The following is a 15,242-nucleotide window of genomic DNA, read 5'->3' on the forward strand; positions in this document are numbered from 1 at the left end:
CTGCATGAGCACCACGAACAGCACGACCGCCGTCGGCCGGTCCACCGGCCGCGGCGTCAACATCGCCCTCTGGGTCGCCCAGGTCCTTCTGGCGTTCCAGGTCGGCTTGGGCGGCGTGCTCAAGCTCGCCGGCGACCCGACCATGGTCGCCATGTTCGAGGACATCGGCGCCGGCCAGTGGTTCCGCTACGCGGTCGGCGTGCTGGAGATCGCCGGCGCGATCGGGCTGCTGATCCCGCGTCTGAGCGGCGTGGCCGCGCTGGCGCTGATCGGCCTGATGATCGGGGCGGCCGGCACCAACGCGATCGTGCTGGGCGGCGTCCCCGTGATCGAGGCCGTCCTGCTGGTCGTCCTGGCGCTGGTCGTCTGGGGCCGCTGGTCCCGGGTCAAGGCGTTCTTCGGCGCCAAGTGAGCTCACCCTCGCCCGGTACGCGATCGGCGTACCGGGCATCGACCTGTCCCGTGGAGGGAACATGACAGAGACAGCCAACCCGCAGAACCAGCTCCCCACCCCCGACCCCTCGCTGCAGACCCTGCAACCGCTGGTCGGCACGTGGGAGATGACGGGCAAGGACTTCGGCACCGGCGAGGCGACCGGCGGCCGGCTCGTCTTCGAGTGGATGGACGGCGGCTTCTTCCTCGTCCAGCGCGTCGAGATGAGCCACGGCGGCGGCACGATGACCGGCGTGGAGTACATCGGCCACGACCCCGAGAGCGGCGCGCTGCGCTCGCACTACTTCGACAGCACCGGCAACAGCTTCGTCTACGTGTGGAAGCTCGACGGGCGCGACCTCGACATCTGGTTCGGCGCGGAGGGCTCGCCGGCCGGGTTCAGCGGCGCCTTCAGCGAGGACGGCCGGACCATCAGCGGCCGGTGGGAGTGGCCGGGCGGCGGCTACGAGGCCACCATGACCCGGGCCGGCTGACCGTACCGATCTCGTGACGGCCGGGGCCGGTCCTCGCCGTCCTGCTCGGTCTCCGCCACCCGCCACCCGACCTGGCTGACGCCGGTCGCCTGCTCACTCCAGGTCGCCGTCAGGCCCGGCGGCGGGGCGGGTGAGGCGGACCATGGCCCGGTACAGGGCGGTGGGCGCGGGGGTCGGCTCCAGCGGGGGCAGGTCGGCGCCGGGGGCGGCGTAGGCGCGCAGCATCTGGCCGACGAGGCGGCGCCAGGTGTCCGGAGCGGCGTCCCCGGTGGCGGCGATGACACCGGCGTTGGCCATCAGCAGGATGACCATGTCCTGGTCGGTGAAGTCGGCCCGAAGCCGGCCGGTGGCCTTGGCGCGGGCGATGAGGTCGAGGAAGCCGTGATAGGCCGCGGCCCGGCGCTTCTCCAGCGCCTTGGCCGCGGGGAAGGTCATGGCCAGCACGTCGGCGAAGCCGCGGTCGGCGGCCTGCATGGCGCAGACGGCCCGGACGTAGCCGACGAAGCCGTGCCAGGGGTCGGGGTCGGCCAGCGCCTCGGCGACGGCGGCGGCGTAGGCGTCCATGCGGTCGGCGAAGACGGCGTTGATGAGCTCTTCGCGGGTGGCGAAGCGGCGCGACAGGGTGGCCTTGCCGACGCCGGCGGCACGGGCGATGCAGGCCATGGAGACGCCGAGGCCGTGGCTGGCGTACAGGCGGCGGGCGGTGGCCACGATGCGTTCGCGGTTGCGCTCGGCGTCGGCGCGCAGGCCCGGCCCGGGCTGCTCGCCGGAAGGTTCGGAGGCGTCGGCGGGATGATCCATGCCTCCATCCTACCCAAGTGGAACGACCTACCCATTTTTCTTGTTACGCTGGGCAGCACGAAACGGGTAGCCCGTTCCACTTTTCTGAGAGGTGCAGCTCATGCGTGCTGTCATGCTGAACTCCGTCCCCGCCGACCCGGCTCCGGCCGACCTTCCCGTCCCGCGACCGGCGGCCGGCGAGGTGCTGGTGAAGGTCACCGGCTCCTCGGTCAACGGCTTCGACCTGGCCGTGGCCGCCGGTTACCTGCAGCAGATGATGGAGCACCGTTTCCCGCTGGTGGTGGGCAAGGACTTCGCCGGCACCGTCGAGGCGCTCGGCGAAGGCGCCGAGGGCTTCACCGTCGGGCAGCCGGTCTTCGGCGTGGTGATGAAGCCGTTCCTCGGCCCCGGCTCGATGGCCGAGTACGTGACCGTGCCCGCCGGCTACGGCATCGCCCCTCTTCCCGAGGGGCTGGCCGCCGCGGAGGCGGGTGCGCTGGGTCTGGCCGGCACCGCGGCGCTGGACAGCCTCGACGCCGTGGCCCCGGCCGAGGGCGAGACGGTGCTGATCTCCGGCGCCACCGGCGGCGTGGGTGCGCTGGCCGTGCAGCTGGCCGCCGCCCGCGGCGCCCGGGTGATCGCCACCGCCCGTCCCGGCGCCGAGGCCGACTTCGTCACCGGGCTCACCGCCACCAAGGTCGAGCTCGTCGACCACGGCGGCGACCTGCCCGCCCAGGTCCGCGCGCTGGCCCCGGCGGGCGTGGACGCCGTGCTGCACCTGGCGGGTGACGGCGCCGAGCTGGCGGGACTGCTGCGCAGCGGCGGCCGGCTCGCCTCGACCCTCGGCCTGACCCCGGACGCCGTCCAGAACTCCACGGTCACCGTGCACACCGTCATGGCCGATCCGAACCCGCGGACCCTGAGCGAACTGGCCGCCCGGGCAGCGGCCGGTGCGCTGCGCGTCCCGGTCACCGCCACCTATCCGCTGGAGCAGGCCCCCGAGGCGTTCGCCGCCTTCCGCGCGGGCACGCTCGGCAAGATCGCCGTCACCTGCTCCTGACGTCCTCGGCCGGAAGGCGCTGGGGCTGATCCTGCCGGCGGTCACCGGCGTCGCGCCCGCCCTGACCCCGCTGGCCGCGGCCGGCCTGGCCGTGGTGATGGTGCTGGCCGCGCTCGCCCACGTCCGCCGGGAGGAGCCCGGCGCGATCGCCGTCAACGCGATCCTGTTCCTGCTGGCGGCGTTCGTCGCCTGGGGCCGCTTCGGCCCTCATCCTCTCTGAGCGTTCCTAGACCGGGACGCGCGGGCTCTCGGCCGGCCGGCGCGGCTCGGTCTCGGTCCGCCGGGCCACCAGGCGCTCGCGCAGCCGCATCGCGGGCAGCTCGACCAGGTAGTAGCTGACCGTCGCGACGGCGACCGTGCCCACGAGCACGACCGCCAGGAGCTCCCAGAAGCCGGACTTGCCCATCACCGCCGGCATCGGCACCGGAGGCGCGCCGAAGACGCTGCCGTTCTGCAGCCAGAGGTACTGCAGGATGAAGTGCCACAGGTAGACGCCGTAGGAGATGCGGCCGAAGAAGCGCATCGGGCGGTTGGTGAGCACGGCGTCGATGACCTTCGAGTGCACGCCGGGCACCACCACCGGGGCGATGATCAGCAGCGCGAAGATCAGGAACAGCACCATCTCGGCCATCGCCTCGGGCACCGTGGCGTAGTCGGCCATGCCGGGCTTGCCGAACGGCCGGATGCAGTTGATCACGTAGACGACGGCCGCGCCCAGCCAGAACAGCAGCGGCCGGCGGGCCACCAGGCGGTAGAAGGCGGGCGTGGTGTCCTTGGCCTCCGCGTACGCCGACAGGATCGCCAGGCCCATGCCGATGGCCAGGAAGCCGGTGAAGCCGATCACCCAGAAGTACTCGTACGGGAAGGGGCCCATCGACTCCAGATGCGTGTACGCGGTCCAGGCCAGGCCGACGAGCACGAAGACGCCCAGCGGGACCAGCAGGCGGCGGGCCTTGGCGCCGGGGTCGGCGGCCTTCCTGGCGTACCGGTCGAAGATCCAGGCCAGGATGGGCAGCGCCAGGTAGAAGGTGACCTCGGCGGGCACGGTCCAGGTGGGCTCCAGCCCGGCGTAGCCCGCCTCGGGGCCCGGCACGTAGTAGTGCATGAGCAGCAGGGGGCTGAGCACGTACCAGAGGCCGTCGACGCTCTTGAGGTTGAGCAGCAGCAGCGCCGCCACGGCCACCAGCCAGTACGCGGGCAGGATCCGCAGCATGCGCTTGATCAGGTAGCCCTTGAGCTCAGGACGCGGCGTGCCGACGATCGTCGCCCTGGCGAACGGCCGGTACAACAGCAGGCCGGACATCACGAAGAAGGGCGGCAGCAGCACGTTGAGCCCCTGGATCAGCACGGGCCAGATGCCGACGGACGGTTTGTCGTAGAAGCCGATGACGCCGGCGGCGAAGGCGACGTGCACCACGATCACGCCCAGTGCCAGATATCCGCGCAGCCCGTCGAGCCGAGGGGCACGTTTGCCGGGGCCGCCCCTCTTGATGATCTCCGGTGAGGTCATGGCATGTTTCCTCGCAGTTCGCTCGCTGATGGGGCTCGGCGCCCCCTCGGCGCCATCGTCACGCGGGGCCGCGGGTGGCCGCATCTCGTGTCGTGCTGAATTCCCCGTGCCGCCGGACGGCCATTTCCACATCTTCCGAAATGCGTTTCCGGCGAATTGCAGGAAGCGGCCCCGGCGGGGCAGGTAGCTGCCCGGGAACGGCCTGTTCCCCGTTCCCGGTGGCGCGCATCGTTGAGGCCATGAGAGAAGACACCGTCCTGACGTACTCGTCCTACCTGGCGCTGGAGGAGATCCTCACGGCGCAGCGACCGGTTTCGGAGAGCCATGACGAGACCCTGTTCATCATCGTCCACCAGGTGTACGAGCTGTGGTTCAAACAATTGCTGCACGAATTCGCCGAGCTGCAACTCGAACTCGCCGGCGGATTCACCGCGCACGCCATGCGGACTTTGCACCGGTCCTTGAAGCTGATGCGGCTCGCGGTCTCCCAGATGGACGTCATGGAGACGATGACGCCCTTCCAGTTCGCCGCCTTCCGCGGCAAGCTGGGCACCAGCAGCGGCTTCCAGTCGGCGCAGTTCCGCGAGATCGAGGCGGTGCTGGGCCGGCGCGACGAGCGCATGCTGCTCGGCCAGGCCGAGGGCACCCCGGCCCGCGCCCGGATCGAGGCGGCGATGGCCCGGCCCACGCTGTACGACTCGCTGCTGACGTACCTGTACCTGCGCGGCTACGAGGTGCCGCAGGACCGGCTGCACCGCGACGTACGGCTGCCGCTGGAGCCGTCGGAGCCGGTGCAGGACCTGCTGCTGCGGGTCTACCGGGACGACACCGGCGCGGCCCAGCTCTGCGAGCGGCTGGTGGACCTGGACGAATGCCTCCAGGAGTGGCGCTACCGGCACCTGAAGATGGTCGAGCGCACCATCGGCGCCCGTCCGGGCACCGGCGGCTCCAGCGGCGGCGCGTACCTGCGTGCCTCGCTGACGCCGGCGTTCCCCGACCTGTGGGCGGTCAGGAGCATGGCATGAACGACATCTCGGGACGCCTGGCGCCGCACTACTCCGCCTTCCGGGCCCCGGACCGGCTGCTGCTGACCGGCCACTCCCACCAGGCCTGGCCGGACGTGGCGCTGGCCGGGCAGATCGAGGCGTTCGACGACGCCGCCAGGGACGTGGACGACAAGTGGGCCGCCGCGTTCAAGAAGGCCGACCGGGTCAGGGAGGGGTTCCGCCTCTTCCTCGGCGACCCGTACGCCGAGCTGGCCCTCGGGTCCAGCACGCACGAGCTGGTGCTGCGCTTCCTGTCGGCGCTGGACCTGCGCGGCCGGCCCCGGCTGGTCACCTCCGGCGGCGAGTTCCACACGCTGCGGCGCCAGCTCGCCCGCCTGGCCGAGGAGGACGTGGAGGTGGTCGTCGTCCCGCCGGAGCCGGTGGGCACGCTGGCCGCGCGGCTGGCGGACGCGGCCGACGGGCGGACGGCCGCCGTCCTGGTCTCGGCGGTGCTGTTCGAGACGGCCAGGATCGTGCCGGAGCTGGACGAGCTCGCCGCCGTCTGCCGTTCTCGGGGTGCCGAGCTGCTGGTGGACGCCTACCACGCGCTGGGCGTGGTGCCGTTCTCGACGGCGGGCCTGGACTCGGCCTGGGTGGTGGCGGGCGGGTACAAGTACCTCCAGCTCGGGGAGGGCAACTGCGTGCTGCGGCTGCCGGCGCACGCCGACCGGCTGCGCCCGGTGGTGACCGGGTGGTACTCGGAGTTCGCCGAACTGGCCGAGGACCCGCGGGCGGGCGGCCGGGTCGGCTACCCGTCGGGGGCGGCCCGGTTCGCGGGGGCGACCTACGACCCGGTGAGCCACTACCGGGCGGCCCGGGTGTTCGACTTCTTCGCCGCGCAGGGGCTGACGCCACAGGTGCTGCGGGCGGTGTCGCTGCGGCAGCGCGGGCTGCTGGCGGCGCGCTTCGACGAGATCGGCGCGCCCGCGCACGTGGTCAGCCGGGACCTGGACGCCGCGCCCGAGGAGTTCGGCGGCTTCCTGGCGCTGCGCTCGCCGTACGCGGGGCGGCTGCGGGCGGGGCTGGCGGCGCGGGGGGTGCAGGCCGACAGCCGGGGCGAGTACCTGCGGCTCGGGCCCGCGCCGTACCTGTCGGACGCGCGGCTGCACGCGGCCATGGACCGGCTCGCCGCGGAGGTCCGCTCACTGACGTCCGGCGGAGCGGCCGGCGGGGCGATCGGGGCGACCGGGGCGAGGCGGGCGGCGTGAACCGGAGGGGGCGGCCGTCAGGGGCGGAAGAGCGCCGGGTCCATGGGGACGAGCGACGGCGAGACGCGGACCGGGAAGCCGATCTGGTCGAGCACGTCGCGGCGCAGGTCCACGCCGGCCGCGAGCTCCACGAGCTCCAGGCCGCCGGCGGTGACGTCGAAGACGGCCCGCTCGGTGACCACGCGGGCCCACTGCCCGCGCCGCACGCCCTCGCCCAGCCGGTACGTGACGTGCCCGGCCCGCGGCACCAGCTTGCGCACCCGCCCCTCGGCCTGGATGCGCAGCCCGCCGTCGGCGCAGCTCACCTGGAGGCCGTCGGTGGTCAGCGTGCCGGCGAAGACCAGCCGCGTGGCGTTGTGCGCGATGTCCACGAACCCGCCGGCCCCGGGGTTGGCCGCGCCGAACCGGCTGACGTTCACGTTGCCCTCGGCGTCGATCTGGGCGAAGGCGAGCGCGGCGAACGGGCAGCCGCCGCCGTCGATGAAGTCGAACTGCGAGGGCCCGTCGAGCAGCGCCCGCGGCGAGTAGTTCGCCGAGAACTGCCAGCCGCTCATCACGATGCCGCCGAAGGAGCCGTGCTCGGTGGTGAACAGGTGCTCGTCCAGGCGGCCGTCGTCCAGCATGCCGTCCTCGGCCATGGCCAGGACGGCGTCGGAGGAGGCGCCGAACCCGAAGATCGAGGTCTCCCCCGGCCTGACCTCCCTGGCGACCCGGCGGGCGATCACCTTGTCCGGGCCGGACGGCAGCCGCGGCACCCGCGCGACGGCGTCGGGGACGTGCCGGAGATAGCCGGGATCGTGCCGTACGCCGGTGGTCATGGGCGCGTCCGGAACCACGACGACCCGGTCGACGAGCGCCCCCGGCACGCGCATCTCCCGCGCGGGCGCCGAGCCGGCGGGCACGATCCGCGACACCTGCGCGATCACGGTGCCGCCGCAGGCCTTCACCGCGAGGGCGATCGCCAGCGCGCTGGAGAACAGCGGCTGGTCCTCGAAGGACAGGTTGCCGTCGGGGTCGGCGGCGCTCGCCCGGACCAGTCCGGCGTGCAGCGGCCAGGACGGGTAGAACAGGTACTCCTCGCCGCCCAGCTCGACCAGCTGCACCAGATCCTCCTGGGCCAGGCCGGTGAACCTGCCGCCGCCGTGCCGGGGGTCGGCGTACGTGCCGAGGCCGACGCGGGTCAGGTAGCCGGGGCCTCGCCGGGCCACCTCGCGCAGCCAGTGCATGGCGGCGCCCATCGGCCAGCTGTAGGCCTCGACGAGGTCGTTCTGGATCAGCTCGGTCAGGGCCGGGCGGGCGCCGGTCACCGGGTGGCGGGGGTTGATGAACGAGGCGGACACGATGCGGCGCATCAGGCCCTTCCTGGCCACGTGGTCCATGCCGCCGATGCCGACGGCGTCCCCGGTGGCGCAGGGGAAGTAGAAGGTCAGCTCGCGCGGGGCGCCGGTGGCGGCGAAGCGCTCGCCGAGCGCGGCCAGCAGGGCGTCGGGGGTGAGCCAGCCGATGACGCCGGTGCTGGCGACGGCCTGGTGGTCCGCGATGAGCGCGACGGCCTCGGCCGCCCCGCACACCTTGCCCGTCCGGCCGCCCGCGACCGCCCCCGGGACCTGGTCCGGGGCCTGGTCCGGGGCCTGGTCCGGGGCCTGGTCCGGGGCCTGGTCCGGGGCGGTCATGGGCGGGCTCCGAAGCGGGCCAGGCTCTCGCGGGCCGCGGCGGAGGCGCAGTCGGCGCCGAACATCCAGGCCGTACGCGCGTCGAGCGTCTCGGCGGGCCCGCTCACCGCGTCGGTCAGCGCCCGCTTGGCGGAGGCGACCGCGTGCGGGGGCAGCGCGGCCAGCCCCGCCGCCACCTCCAGCGCGCACGCCAGGGCCTGGCCCGGCGCGGTCAGCTCGTCGGCGCCGCCGATCCCGTGCAGCTCGCGGCCGGTCAGCGGGCGGTCGCCCCAGACCAGCCGCCGCGCCGCGACGGGCCCGACCCGGGCGGCCAGGCTCTGGATGCCCCAGGGCGGCACCCAGCCGAGCCGCACCTCCGGCAGGTGCCAGCGGGCGTCCTCGGCGGTGACCACCACGTCGCAGCCGGTGGCCAGCAGGAAGCCGCCGCCGAGCGCGAAGCCCTCGACGGCGGCCACCACGGGGATGCCGAGATGCTGCACGGCCCTGGCCACGCGCCCGGTGTCGGCCTCGTGCCGCACCATGCCCTCACGCGTCATCCCGGACAGCTCCTTCAGGTCCGAACCCGCGCAGAACCCCGGCGGCGCGCCCGTCAGCACGGCGGCGCGCACCCCGGGATCGTCGTCCAGCTCGGCCAGCGCGGAGCCGAGCGCCGCGACCAGCCCGGACCCGAGCGCGTTGCGCACGCGGGGCCGGTCGAGCCGCAGGACGGCCACCGCCCCGCGGCGCTCGCACGCCAGGCCCCCGTCCGACGGCCGGTCCATCAGAACGGCGTGGGCCAGGGGGCCAGCCAGGCGACGTCCACGACGCCGGGACGCAGGTGCGGCCAGGCGGCCACCTCCCGCCAGCCGTGCGCCGTCATGTGCTCGGCGATGCTGTCGAGGGTCGAGCCGCCGCTGTAGCGGGCCGTCACGCTGCCCTCGACGACGGCGAGCCGCAACCGGCTCAGGTCGGTCCCGGCCAGCACCTCCAGCTCGGCGCCCTGGGCGTCCACCACCAGCACGTTACAGCCGTGCTGCACCTCGCTGACGGGGATCACCGGGACGACGTCCTGCCGGACGACGGCCATGGGCAGCAGCGGCGGCAGCATGCTGGACTGCTTGTCGTAGGGGGTGACGTTGAGGGTGGCCTGGCCGCGTTCCCGGCCGGCGCACGCCGCCACGACCTCGCGGGCCGGGTGGCCGTGCTCGGGCTCGGGCAGCCCGGCGGCCAGGTGGTGCAGCCGGAGCTGCTCGCGCAGCGCGGGCAGGTGGTCGCCGTTGGGCTCCATCATGACCAGGCGGCGGAACCCGCACCTGGTGAGTGCCTCCACCTCCTGGCCCCGGTGCGCGCCCACCTGGATCGCCCCTTCGGCCGGCAATCCCAGCTTGTCCAGCAGGTCGGGCAGGTGATCCTCCCATCGGGCGCTCACCCGCTCCGGTGCGACAGTCTGGTTGCGCATCTGGTCGTCTCCTCCCGGTGAACCGCTCAGGGCAGCGTCATCGTGGTCATCGTCGGTCGCGGCCGCGCGCCGCCGCATCTCGTGGATTGCGCGGTACGGCCACCCGCCGCCCCGCGTCGTCGTCCGCTTCGTCGCCGGGCGAGCAATCCGCGAGGTGCGGACCGGCCGCGCGGCGGACCACGATGGACGCGGCGACCGAAGGGAGGGCCCATGCGGCGAACTCGTGACCGTGACCTGAACGCCTACCTCGACCGGCTGGACGTCGGCGACCCCGGCGAGCCGTCGCTCCCGGCGCTGCGCGCGCTGCACCGCGCGCACGTGGAGCGGGTGCCGTACGAGACCTTGGAGGTCCAGCTGGGCCGGCGGATCACCGTGGACCCGCGCGAGTCGGTCGAGCGGGTGCTGCGCGGGCGCGGCGGCTACTGCGTGCAGCTCAACGGGGCGTTCGCCACGCTGCTGACCGCGCTCGGCTATGACGTCACCTGGCATCGGGCCGGGGTGCAGGCCGCCGTCCGGGCGCCCGCCTCGCCCGCGTCGTTCGCGCCGCACCTCGCGCTCACCGTCGCCCTCGACGGGCAGGACTGGCTGGTGGACATCGGGCTCGGCGACGGGCTGCACGAGCCGCTGCCGCTGCGGGCGGGGACGTACCGGCAGGAGCCGTTCGAGTTCCGGCTGTCCGCCTCGGACGTGGAGCCCGGCGGCTGGCGGTTCGACCACGACCCGCGCGGGTCGATCGCCGGGCTGGACGTCGAGCGGGCGCCCGCCGAGCCCGGGGACTTCGTGGAGTGGCATCCGTACCTGTGCACGTCCCCCGAGTCCCGCCTGGTGCGGGCCGCCGTCGTGCTGCGGCGCGACGCGACGGGGGCCGACTGCCTGGTGGGCTGCATGTTGCGCCGGGTCGGCGCGGACGGCAGGACCGAGCGGGAGCTGTCCACCCGGCGGGAGTGGTTCGGGGCCCTGGAGGAGGTGTTCGGGCTGCGCCTCGACGACGTCAACGGCGCCGAACGCGAGGCCCTGTGGACCAAGGTCCGCGACGCCCACCTGTCCTGGCAGTCCCGCCGCCGCACCCCCGCCGCCTGAACCCCGCCGCCTGAACCCCGCCGCCTGAACCGCGCCGGTCAGCGGGCGGACCTGGCCGCGGCGGCCGGGGTGACCGGGGTGAAGAAGTTGACGAGATTGCCGTCGGGGTCGCGGAACAGCAGCGACCGGTTGCCCCAGGGCATCGTGGTGGGCTCGTTGACGAAGTCGGTGACGAGGCCGGTCAGGTTCTCGTGCACGCGGTCCACGTCGTCCACCAGGAACTCGACGATCACGCTGTGGTTGTCGGCCGGACGAGCGGATCCCGGGGCGAACAGCGGGACGGTGCGGGTGCCCGCGATCGCCAGCGTGGCGGTGCCGGTCCTGATCTCGGCGAAGTCCTCGGTGGACCAGGTCGCCGGTGTCCCGGTGGCCTTCTCGTAGAACCCGGCGAGGCGGGCGACGTCACCGGTGATGATGCGGATCGATACGAAGTTCATGACGTTCCTCCAGTATTCGTGCAGCTCTTGGCACCCCGCACGTTACGCCGGATACTGGACACATTCGGTCCACTATTCGCCATAGGCTCGTCCTCATGTCGCCACCCACCGGTCGTGTGCTCACGCTCCTGGAGTTGCTGCAGTCGGGCGGCGTCCGGACGATGGCCGAACTGGCCGACCGGCTCGGCGTCGACGGCCGTACCGTGCGGCGGTACGTCGGTCAGCTCATCGATCTCGGGCTGCCGGTCGAGTCGGTGCGCGGCCGCTACGGCGGCTATCGCCTGGCCCGCGGCTACCGCCTGCCGCCGCTCATGCTCGACGACGACGAGGCGCTGGCCGTGCTGCTCGGCCTGATCGCCAACCGGCGTGCGGCCGGCGACGCGGGCGACACGGCGAGCGAGACGGCGGCCGCGAAGATCCGCCGGGTGCTGCCCGAACGGCTCGTCCGCAGACTCGACGCGCTCGTGGAATCCCTCGCCTTCACCAGCCCGCCCGGGGGGCCCGCCGGCCCGGACGCCGCCACCCTGCTCACGATCGCCGACGCCGTACGCCACCGCCGGCCCGTCTCGATCCGGTACGCCGACCGCGCCGGCCGGCGCAGCGACCGCACGCTGCACCCGTACGGGATCGTCAGCCACGCGGGCCGCTGGTACGTCACCGGCGAGGACCCCGGCCTCGGCGAGAACCGCACCTTCCGCCTCGACCGCGTGGCGGACGCCCGGACCCTGCCCGGCTCGTTCGAGGCGCCGGCCGGGCCGGATCCGGCGCAGCGCGTCCTGTCGGGGTTCGCCACCGCGCCCTACCGGCACGAGGTGACCCTGCGGATCCACGGGACGGCCGAGCAGATCCGCACCCGCCTGCCCGCCGCCGTCGCCACCGTGGAGGAGATCGCCGACGAGCCCGCCGAGGAGCCCGCCGCCGACACCCCTGCCGACACCCCTGCCGACACCGCTGTCGAGCCCGCCGGGGAGGCGGGTCCGGCGGGCGAGCGCTGGTTGCGCGTCGAGCTGCGGGCCGAACGGCTCGACTGGCTGCCCGCCGTGCTCGCCGCGCTCGACCGGCCGTTCGTCATCGAGCGTCCCGACGAACTGCGCGACCTCGTCCTCGCCGTCGCCGACCGCCTCGCGTCCCGCGCCCGCCGAGCCTGACCGCCGGCGTCACACCCCGACGAAGCTCACCGTCTCCGCCAGGTCCGCCCGCCCGGTACGCAGCCGCGGCACGCCCTCCCTCTCGAAGCCCACCGCGACACCACAGAACAGGACAAGCCCGTCATGGGCGCCGACGGTCCGGCTGACGGTCTCGCGGTACATCGTCCACATCACCTGGGGGCAGCTGTGCAGCCCTTCCGCCCTCAGCAACAACATGACCGTCTGCAGGTACATCCCCGCGTCCCCCCACTGCCCGGGGCCCATCGCCCGGTCGAGGTAGCAGAACAGGACGACCGGCGCCCCGAACGCCTCCGAGTTCAGGGCGGCGATCTTCCTGGGCCGGTCGGGGTCGTCACGCTCGATGCCCAGCGCCTGGTACCGCTGGGCGGCCGCGGCGGCGAAACGGTCCAGGTACGGCGAGGTCAGCTCGGCCGGGTACATCGGGTACTCCCGTTCGTCACCCGGGTCTCCCGCCCGCGCCCTGGCCGTCGCCCGCCGTTTCAGCTCGGCCAGCGGCTGCCCGGCCACGACGTACAGCCGCCACGGCTGGAGGTTCCCGCTCGACGGAGCCCGCGTCGCGGCGGTCAGCACCCGTTCGAGCACCTCCTTGGGGACCGGCTCGTCGCTGAACGTTCGCACCGCCCGGCGGCTGTCCACGGCTTCGTACACGTCCATGCCTTCTCGCCCTCTCACTCAGCTGCCCGTGCGGGCCGCGGCGTAGAGCCGTGCGGCCGTCACCGCCGTGCCCGCGACCGCGGCCGTCACCAACCAGATCATGAACGTCGGATAGAGATAGACCACCTGGATCCACATGATGTCGCCACCCCGGAGGAGCACCCGCATGATCGGGACGATCGTGACGCACAGCGCGAGCGGGGCCAGATACGGCAGCAGCCGCCACCGCCGCCACCCCCCGCACACGACGGCCCAGCGCCGGGAGCGGGCCACGCCCCGTACGGCCAGCCCGGCGGTCGCCAGGGTCAGCAGGACGAACAGGATGTCGGTGACGAGGTAGGGCGGCGCGGAGGGGATCTCGGGTGTGCCGCCCTCGATCAGGGCGACCAGGCCGTCCATGAGGGCGCCGGCGTCGCCGAAGGCCGTCCCGGTGTTCGCCATGACCGCGACGCCGTACCCCGACTCCGGCATCAGCAGCTGGGCGGCCGTGGAGGTGAACAGGTCGCCGTCGTGCCGGACGACGGGGGTGCCGCGGGCGGTTTCGCCGATCTCCCAGCCGAGGGCGTACTCCCCGTCCTGCTCGGACGGCGTGCGCATCTCCTTGACGCTGCGAGGGGAGAGGATGCCGTTGTTCTGCGCGATCAGCCACCGGGCCAGGTCGTCGGCGGTGCTGAGGATCCCGCCCGAGCCGTTGCCGAACCCGGGCGGCTCCGGCACGGCGACGGCCCGGCCGAGGACGACCAGATGGCCGCGGGCGCTGCCGGGCAGGTCGCGGTCGGTGTCGACCGTCCTGCTGTCGCGCATGCCGAGGGGCGTGAAGACGTGCGCGTGCAGGTACGCCGCGAACGGCTGCCCGCTCACCACCTCGACCAGCCGCGCGGCGACCTGGTAGTTGGTGTTGTGGTAGCTGAAGGCGGTGCCGGGCTCCGTGGCGAGCCTCGCCGTCCTCAGCCGTGCCACGGCGCCTTCGAGCGTGCGGGGCTGGGGCAGGCTCTTCTCGTGGAAGGCCGAGTCGGCCATGCCGGACGTCTGGTTGAGCAGCTGCCGCACGGTGATCCGGGCGGCCCTGGGATCGGCCATGGTGAACTCGGGCAGGTGACCGCGCACCGGCCTGTCCAGCTCGACCTGGCCTTTCTCGACCAGTTGCAGGACGGCGAGCGAGGTGAAGGACTTGCTGACCGACGCCACGGCCATGGGCGTGTCCGTGGTCACCGGCTCGCCGGCGGCGGTCCGGCCGTACCCGGCGGCGTGCACGACCCGCCTGCCCTTGGTGATCGCGACCGCGACCCCGGGGAGCCCGGTCGCCTCGCGGTACCTCGTGACGAAGGCGTCCACCGACGAGGGGGCGAGGTCCTGGGGCGGGGCCGGGCCGGACCCGAGCGGCAGGGCGAGGCAGAGCACGGCGACGATGTTTCTGAGCACCCGCCCAACGCTATGGATCACCCGCGTTCCGCGACCATGGCGAAGACCCTCCGCTTTTCCTGCGGAAAACCGCCATTCCTTCGCGGAAGCCGTGGGACCCGTAGGGCCGTCGTCCCGTCGCTCGGCGGGATGACGGCCCGGGTGCGGCGGTCAGGAGTGGTCGGTGATCTGCTGGAACCTGGTCAGCACAGCGCGCGGGTCGCTGCCGGGCGCCCGCGCCGAGGCGGTGCGCGGGGCCGCGCGCGGCGTCGACGACGCGGTGTTCCTGCACGTCGGCCGCCGGATGGGCGCGGCGCTCATCATCGACGGCAAGGTGCACCGCGGGTTCGGCGCGGCGTCCGGCGAGATCGCCATGCTGCCGCAGGCGCGCTGGTTCGACGCGTCCGAGCACCTGCAGCGCTGCGCGATCATCCCCGAGGGCGTCCCGCCCGCGGACGCCGCCGGCTACACCCTGGCCGCCGCCCGCGCGGGCGACCCGGTGGCGCTGGCGGCGGTCGACCGGTACGTCGACGACCTGGCCGTCGGCACCAGCGCGATGGTGCTCCTGCTCGACCCGCAGGTCGTCGTGCTGGGCGGCGGGTTCTCCCGGTCGGCCGACGTGCTGCTGCCGCGGTTGCGCGACCGCCTGGAACGCGCCTGCATGCGCCTGCCCGACCTGCGCGCCTCGGCCCTGGGCGACGAGTGCGTGGTCACCGGCGCCATCGACCATGCCGTCGCGCACCTCGACGACCAGCACTTCACCCCGGACGCCCCCTTGCCCGCCCCCCGCTGACCCGGGACGTTTCCGCCCCGGCTGGCGATTGGTCTGTTTAGCCGGGAATGAAACCACTGATGCCTGG

General features: G+C 73.7%; 17 protein-coding genes. 9 read left to right on the forward strand and 8 right to left on the reverse strand.

The window, feature by feature from the left end; all coding sequences use genetic code 11:
- Window positions 1–4 precede the first annotated feature (4 nt).
- Complete coding sequence (locus ABZ444_RS24330; protein ID WP_357982305.1) at window positions 5–412, forward strand: DoxX family protein; 408 nt, start codon at window positions 5–7, stop codon at window positions 410–412.
- A gap of 61 nt (window positions 413–473) precedes the next feature.
- Window positions 474–926: a DUF1579 family protein gene (locus ABZ444_RS24335; RefSeq protein ID WP_358000906.1), complete on the forward strand. Its 453-nt coding sequence runs from the start codon at window positions 474–476 to the stop codon at window positions 924–926.
- Window positions 927–1,019: 93 nt separating this feature from the next.
- Here ABZ444_RS24335 and ABZ444_RS24340 read toward each other — a convergent pair whose 3' ends face one another.
- Window positions 1,020–1,727, reverse strand: a complete 708-nt coding sequence (locus tag ABZ444_RS24340) for a helix-turn-helix domain-containing protein (RefSeq protein WP_358000910.1) — start codon at window positions 1,725–1,727, stop codon at window positions 1,020–1,022.
- Between the two features lie 100 nt (window positions 1,728–1,827).
- Between ABZ444_RS24340 and ABZ444_RS24345 the strand changes: the two genes are divergently transcribed.
- Together ABZ444_RS24345 and ABZ444_RS24350 are read left to right on the forward strand one after the other, a co-directional pair.
- Window positions 1,828–2,766: an NADP-dependent oxidoreductase gene (locus ABZ444_RS24345; protein ID WP_358000913.1), complete on the forward strand. Its 939-nt coding sequence runs from the start codon at window positions 1,828–1,830 to the stop codon at window positions 2,764–2,766.
- Window positions 2,657–2,986: a DoxX family protein gene (locus tag ABZ444_RS24350; protein ID WP_358000916.1), complete on the forward strand. Its 330-nt coding sequence runs from the start codon at window positions 2,657–2,659 to the stop codon at window positions 2,984–2,986. The genes ABZ444_RS24345 and ABZ444_RS24350 overlap by 110 nt, the downstream gene beginning before the upstream one ends.
- Window positions 2,987–2,992: 6 nt before the next feature.
- Here the strand turns inward: ABZ444_RS24350 and ABZ444_RS24355 are convergent, their stop codons facing one another.
- Window positions 2,993–4,276, reverse strand: a complete 1,284-nt coding sequence (locus ABZ444_RS24355; protein WP_358000919.1) for an acyltransferase — start codon at window positions 4,274–4,276, stop codon at window positions 2,993–2,995.
- 239 nt (window positions 4,277–4,515) lie between these two features.
- Between ABZ444_RS24355 and ABZ444_RS24360 the strand changes: the two genes are divergently transcribed.
- Entirely contained in the window at window positions 4,516–5,301 is a 786-nt protein-coding gene (locus ABZ444_RS24360) for a tryptophan 2,3-dioxygenase family protein (protein ID WP_358000922.1), read from the forward strand.
- Window positions 5,298–6,530, forward strand: coding sequence for a kynureninase (locus tag ABZ444_RS24365; RefSeq protein ID WP_358000925.1), 1,233 nt, complete (start codon window positions 5,298–5,300; stop codon window positions 6,528–6,530). The genes ABZ444_RS24360 and ABZ444_RS24365 overlap by 4 nt, the downstream gene beginning before the upstream one ends.
- Window positions 6,531–6,547: 17 nt before the next feature.
- On the opposite strand, the gene ABZ444_RS24370 is transcribed toward ABZ444_RS24365, so the two are convergent.
- The 3 genes from ABZ444_RS24370 to ABZ444_RS24380 are packed head-to-tail and all read right to left on the reverse strand — an operon-like array spanning window position 6,548 to window position 9,641.
- The gene (locus ABZ444_RS24370) at window positions 6,548–8,203 is read right to left on the reverse strand and encodes a CoA-transferase (protein ID WP_358000928.1); all 1,656 of its coding nucleotides are present in this window, start codon (window positions 8,201–8,203) and stop codon (window positions 6,548–6,550) included.
- Window positions 8,200–8,964: an enoyl-CoA hydratase/isomerase family protein gene (locus tag ABZ444_RS24375; RefSeq protein WP_358000931.1), complete on the reverse strand. Its 765-nt coding sequence runs from the start codon at window positions 8,962–8,964 to the stop codon at window positions 8,200–8,202. The genes ABZ444_RS24370 and ABZ444_RS24375 overlap by 4 nt, the downstream gene beginning before the upstream one ends.
- Window positions 8,964–9,641, reverse strand: a complete 678-nt coding sequence (locus ABZ444_RS24380; protein ID WP_352359882.1) for an FkbM family methyltransferase — start codon at window positions 9,639–9,641, stop codon at window positions 8,964–8,966. The genes ABZ444_RS24375 and ABZ444_RS24380 overlap by 1 nt, the downstream gene beginning before the upstream one ends.
- A gap of 210 nt (window positions 9,642–9,851) precedes the next feature.
- Here ABZ444_RS24380 and ABZ444_RS24385 point away from each other — a divergent pair, with 210 nt between their 5' ends.
- Entirely contained in the window at window positions 9,852–10,721 is an 870-nt protein-coding gene (locus tag ABZ444_RS24385) for an arylamine N-acetyltransferase (protein WP_358000935.1), read from the forward strand.
- 38 nt (window positions 10,722–10,759) lie between these two features.
- On the opposite strand, the gene ABZ444_RS24390 is transcribed toward ABZ444_RS24385, so the two are convergent.
- The gene (locus tag ABZ444_RS24390; protein ID WP_358000938.1) at window positions 10,760–11,158 is read right to left on the reverse strand and encodes a VOC family protein; all 399 of its coding nucleotides are present in this window, start codon (window positions 11,156–11,158) and stop codon (window positions 10,760–10,762) included.
- Window positions 11,159–11,253: 95 nt separating this feature from the next.
- Between ABZ444_RS24390 and ABZ444_RS24395 the strand changes: the two genes are divergently transcribed.
- Window positions 11,254–12,306: a YafY family protein gene (locus ABZ444_RS24395; RefSeq protein ID WP_358000941.1), complete on the forward strand. Its 1,053-nt coding sequence runs from the start codon at window positions 11,254–11,256 to the stop codon at window positions 12,304–12,306.
- A gap of 9 nt (window positions 12,307–12,315) precedes the next feature.
- Here ABZ444_RS24395 and ABZ444_RS24400 read toward each other — a convergent pair whose 3' ends face one another.
- Together ABZ444_RS24400 and ABZ444_RS24405 are read right to left on the reverse strand one after the other, a co-directional pair.
- A complete protein-coding gene (locus ABZ444_RS24400) occupies window positions 12,316–12,981 on the reverse strand; it encodes a nitroreductase (protein ID WP_358000944.1) in 666 nt (221 codons plus the stop codon).
- Between the two features lie 18 nt (window positions 12,982–12,999).
- Window positions 13,000–14,403: a serine hydrolase domain-containing protein gene (locus ABZ444_RS24405; protein WP_358000947.1), complete on the reverse strand. Its 1,404-nt coding sequence runs from the start codon at window positions 14,401–14,403 to the stop codon at window positions 13,000–13,002.
- A 163-nt stretch (window positions 14,404–14,566) separates the two neighbouring features.
- On the opposite strand from ABZ444_RS24405, the gene ABZ444_RS24410 reads away from it, so the two are divergent.
- On the forward strand, window positions 14,567–15,175 hold the full coding sequence (locus ABZ444_RS24410) for an ROK family protein (protein ID WP_358000950.1): 609 nt from the start codon (window positions 14,567–14,569) through the stop codon (window positions 15,173–15,175).
- Window positions 15,176–15,242: the final 67 nt, after the last annotated feature.

It is taken from the genome of Nonomuraea sp. NPDC005730 (assembly GCF_040630865.1).
GTDB lineage: Bacteria > Actinomycetota > Actinomycetes > Streptosporangiales > Streptosporangiaceae > Nonomuraea.

Bases quoted from the DNA above. Each gene is read 5' to 3' on its own strand.
- ABZ444_RS24330 (WP_357982305.1), top strand. From the start codon at position 5: ATGAGCACCACGAACAGCACGACCGCCGTCGGCCGGTCCACCGGCCGC.
- ABZ444_RS24335 (WP_358000906.1), top strand. From the start codon at position 474: ATGACAGAGACAGCCAACCCGCAGAACCAGCTCCCCACCCCCGACCCC.
- ABZ444_RS24340 (WP_358000910.1), bottom strand. From the start codon at position 1,727: ATGGATCATCCCGCCGACGCCTCCGAACCTTCCGGCGAGCAGCCCGGG.
- ABZ444_RS24345 (WP_358000913.1), top strand. From the start codon at position 1,828: ATGCGTGCTGTCATGCTGAACTCCGTCCCCGCCGACCCGGCTCCGGCC.
- ABZ444_RS24355 (WP_358000919.1), bottom strand. From the start codon at position 4,276: ATGACCTCACCGGAGATCATCAAGAGGGGCGGCCCCGGCAAACGTGCC.
- ABZ444_RS24360 (WP_358000922.1), top strand. From the start codon at position 4,516: ATGAGAGAAGACACCGTCCTGACGTACTCGTCCTACCTGGCGCTGGAG.
- ABZ444_RS24365 (WP_358000925.1), top strand. From the start codon at position 5,298: ATGAACGACATCTCGGGACGCCTGGCGCCGCACTACTCCGCCTTCCGG.
- ABZ444_RS24370 (WP_358000928.1), bottom strand. From the start codon at position 8,203: ATGACCGCCCCGGACCAGGCCCCGGACCAGGCCCCGGACCAGGCCCCG.
- ABZ444_RS24375 (WP_358000931.1), bottom strand. From the start codon at position 8,964: ATGGACCGGCCGTCGGACGGGGGCCTGGCGTGCGAGCGCCGCGGGGCG.
- ABZ444_RS24380 (WP_352359882.1), bottom strand. From the start codon at position 9,641: ATGCGCAACCAGACTGTCGCACCGGAGCGGGTGAGCGCCCGATGGGAG.
- ABZ444_RS24385 (WP_358000935.1), top strand. From the start codon at position 9,852: ATGCGGCGAACTCGTGACCGTGACCTGAACGCCTACCTCGACCGGCTG.
- ABZ444_RS24390 (WP_358000938.1), bottom strand. From the start codon at position 11,158: ATGAACTTCGTATCGATCCGCATCATCACCGGTGACGTCGCCCGCCTC.
- ABZ444_RS24395 (WP_358000941.1), top strand. From the start codon at position 11,254: ATGTCGCCACCCACCGGTCGTGTGCTCACGCTCCTGGAGTTGCTGCAG.
- ABZ444_RS24400 (WP_358000944.1), bottom strand. From the start codon at position 12,981: ATGGACGTGTACGAAGCCGTGGACAGCCGCCGGGCGGTGCGAACGTTC.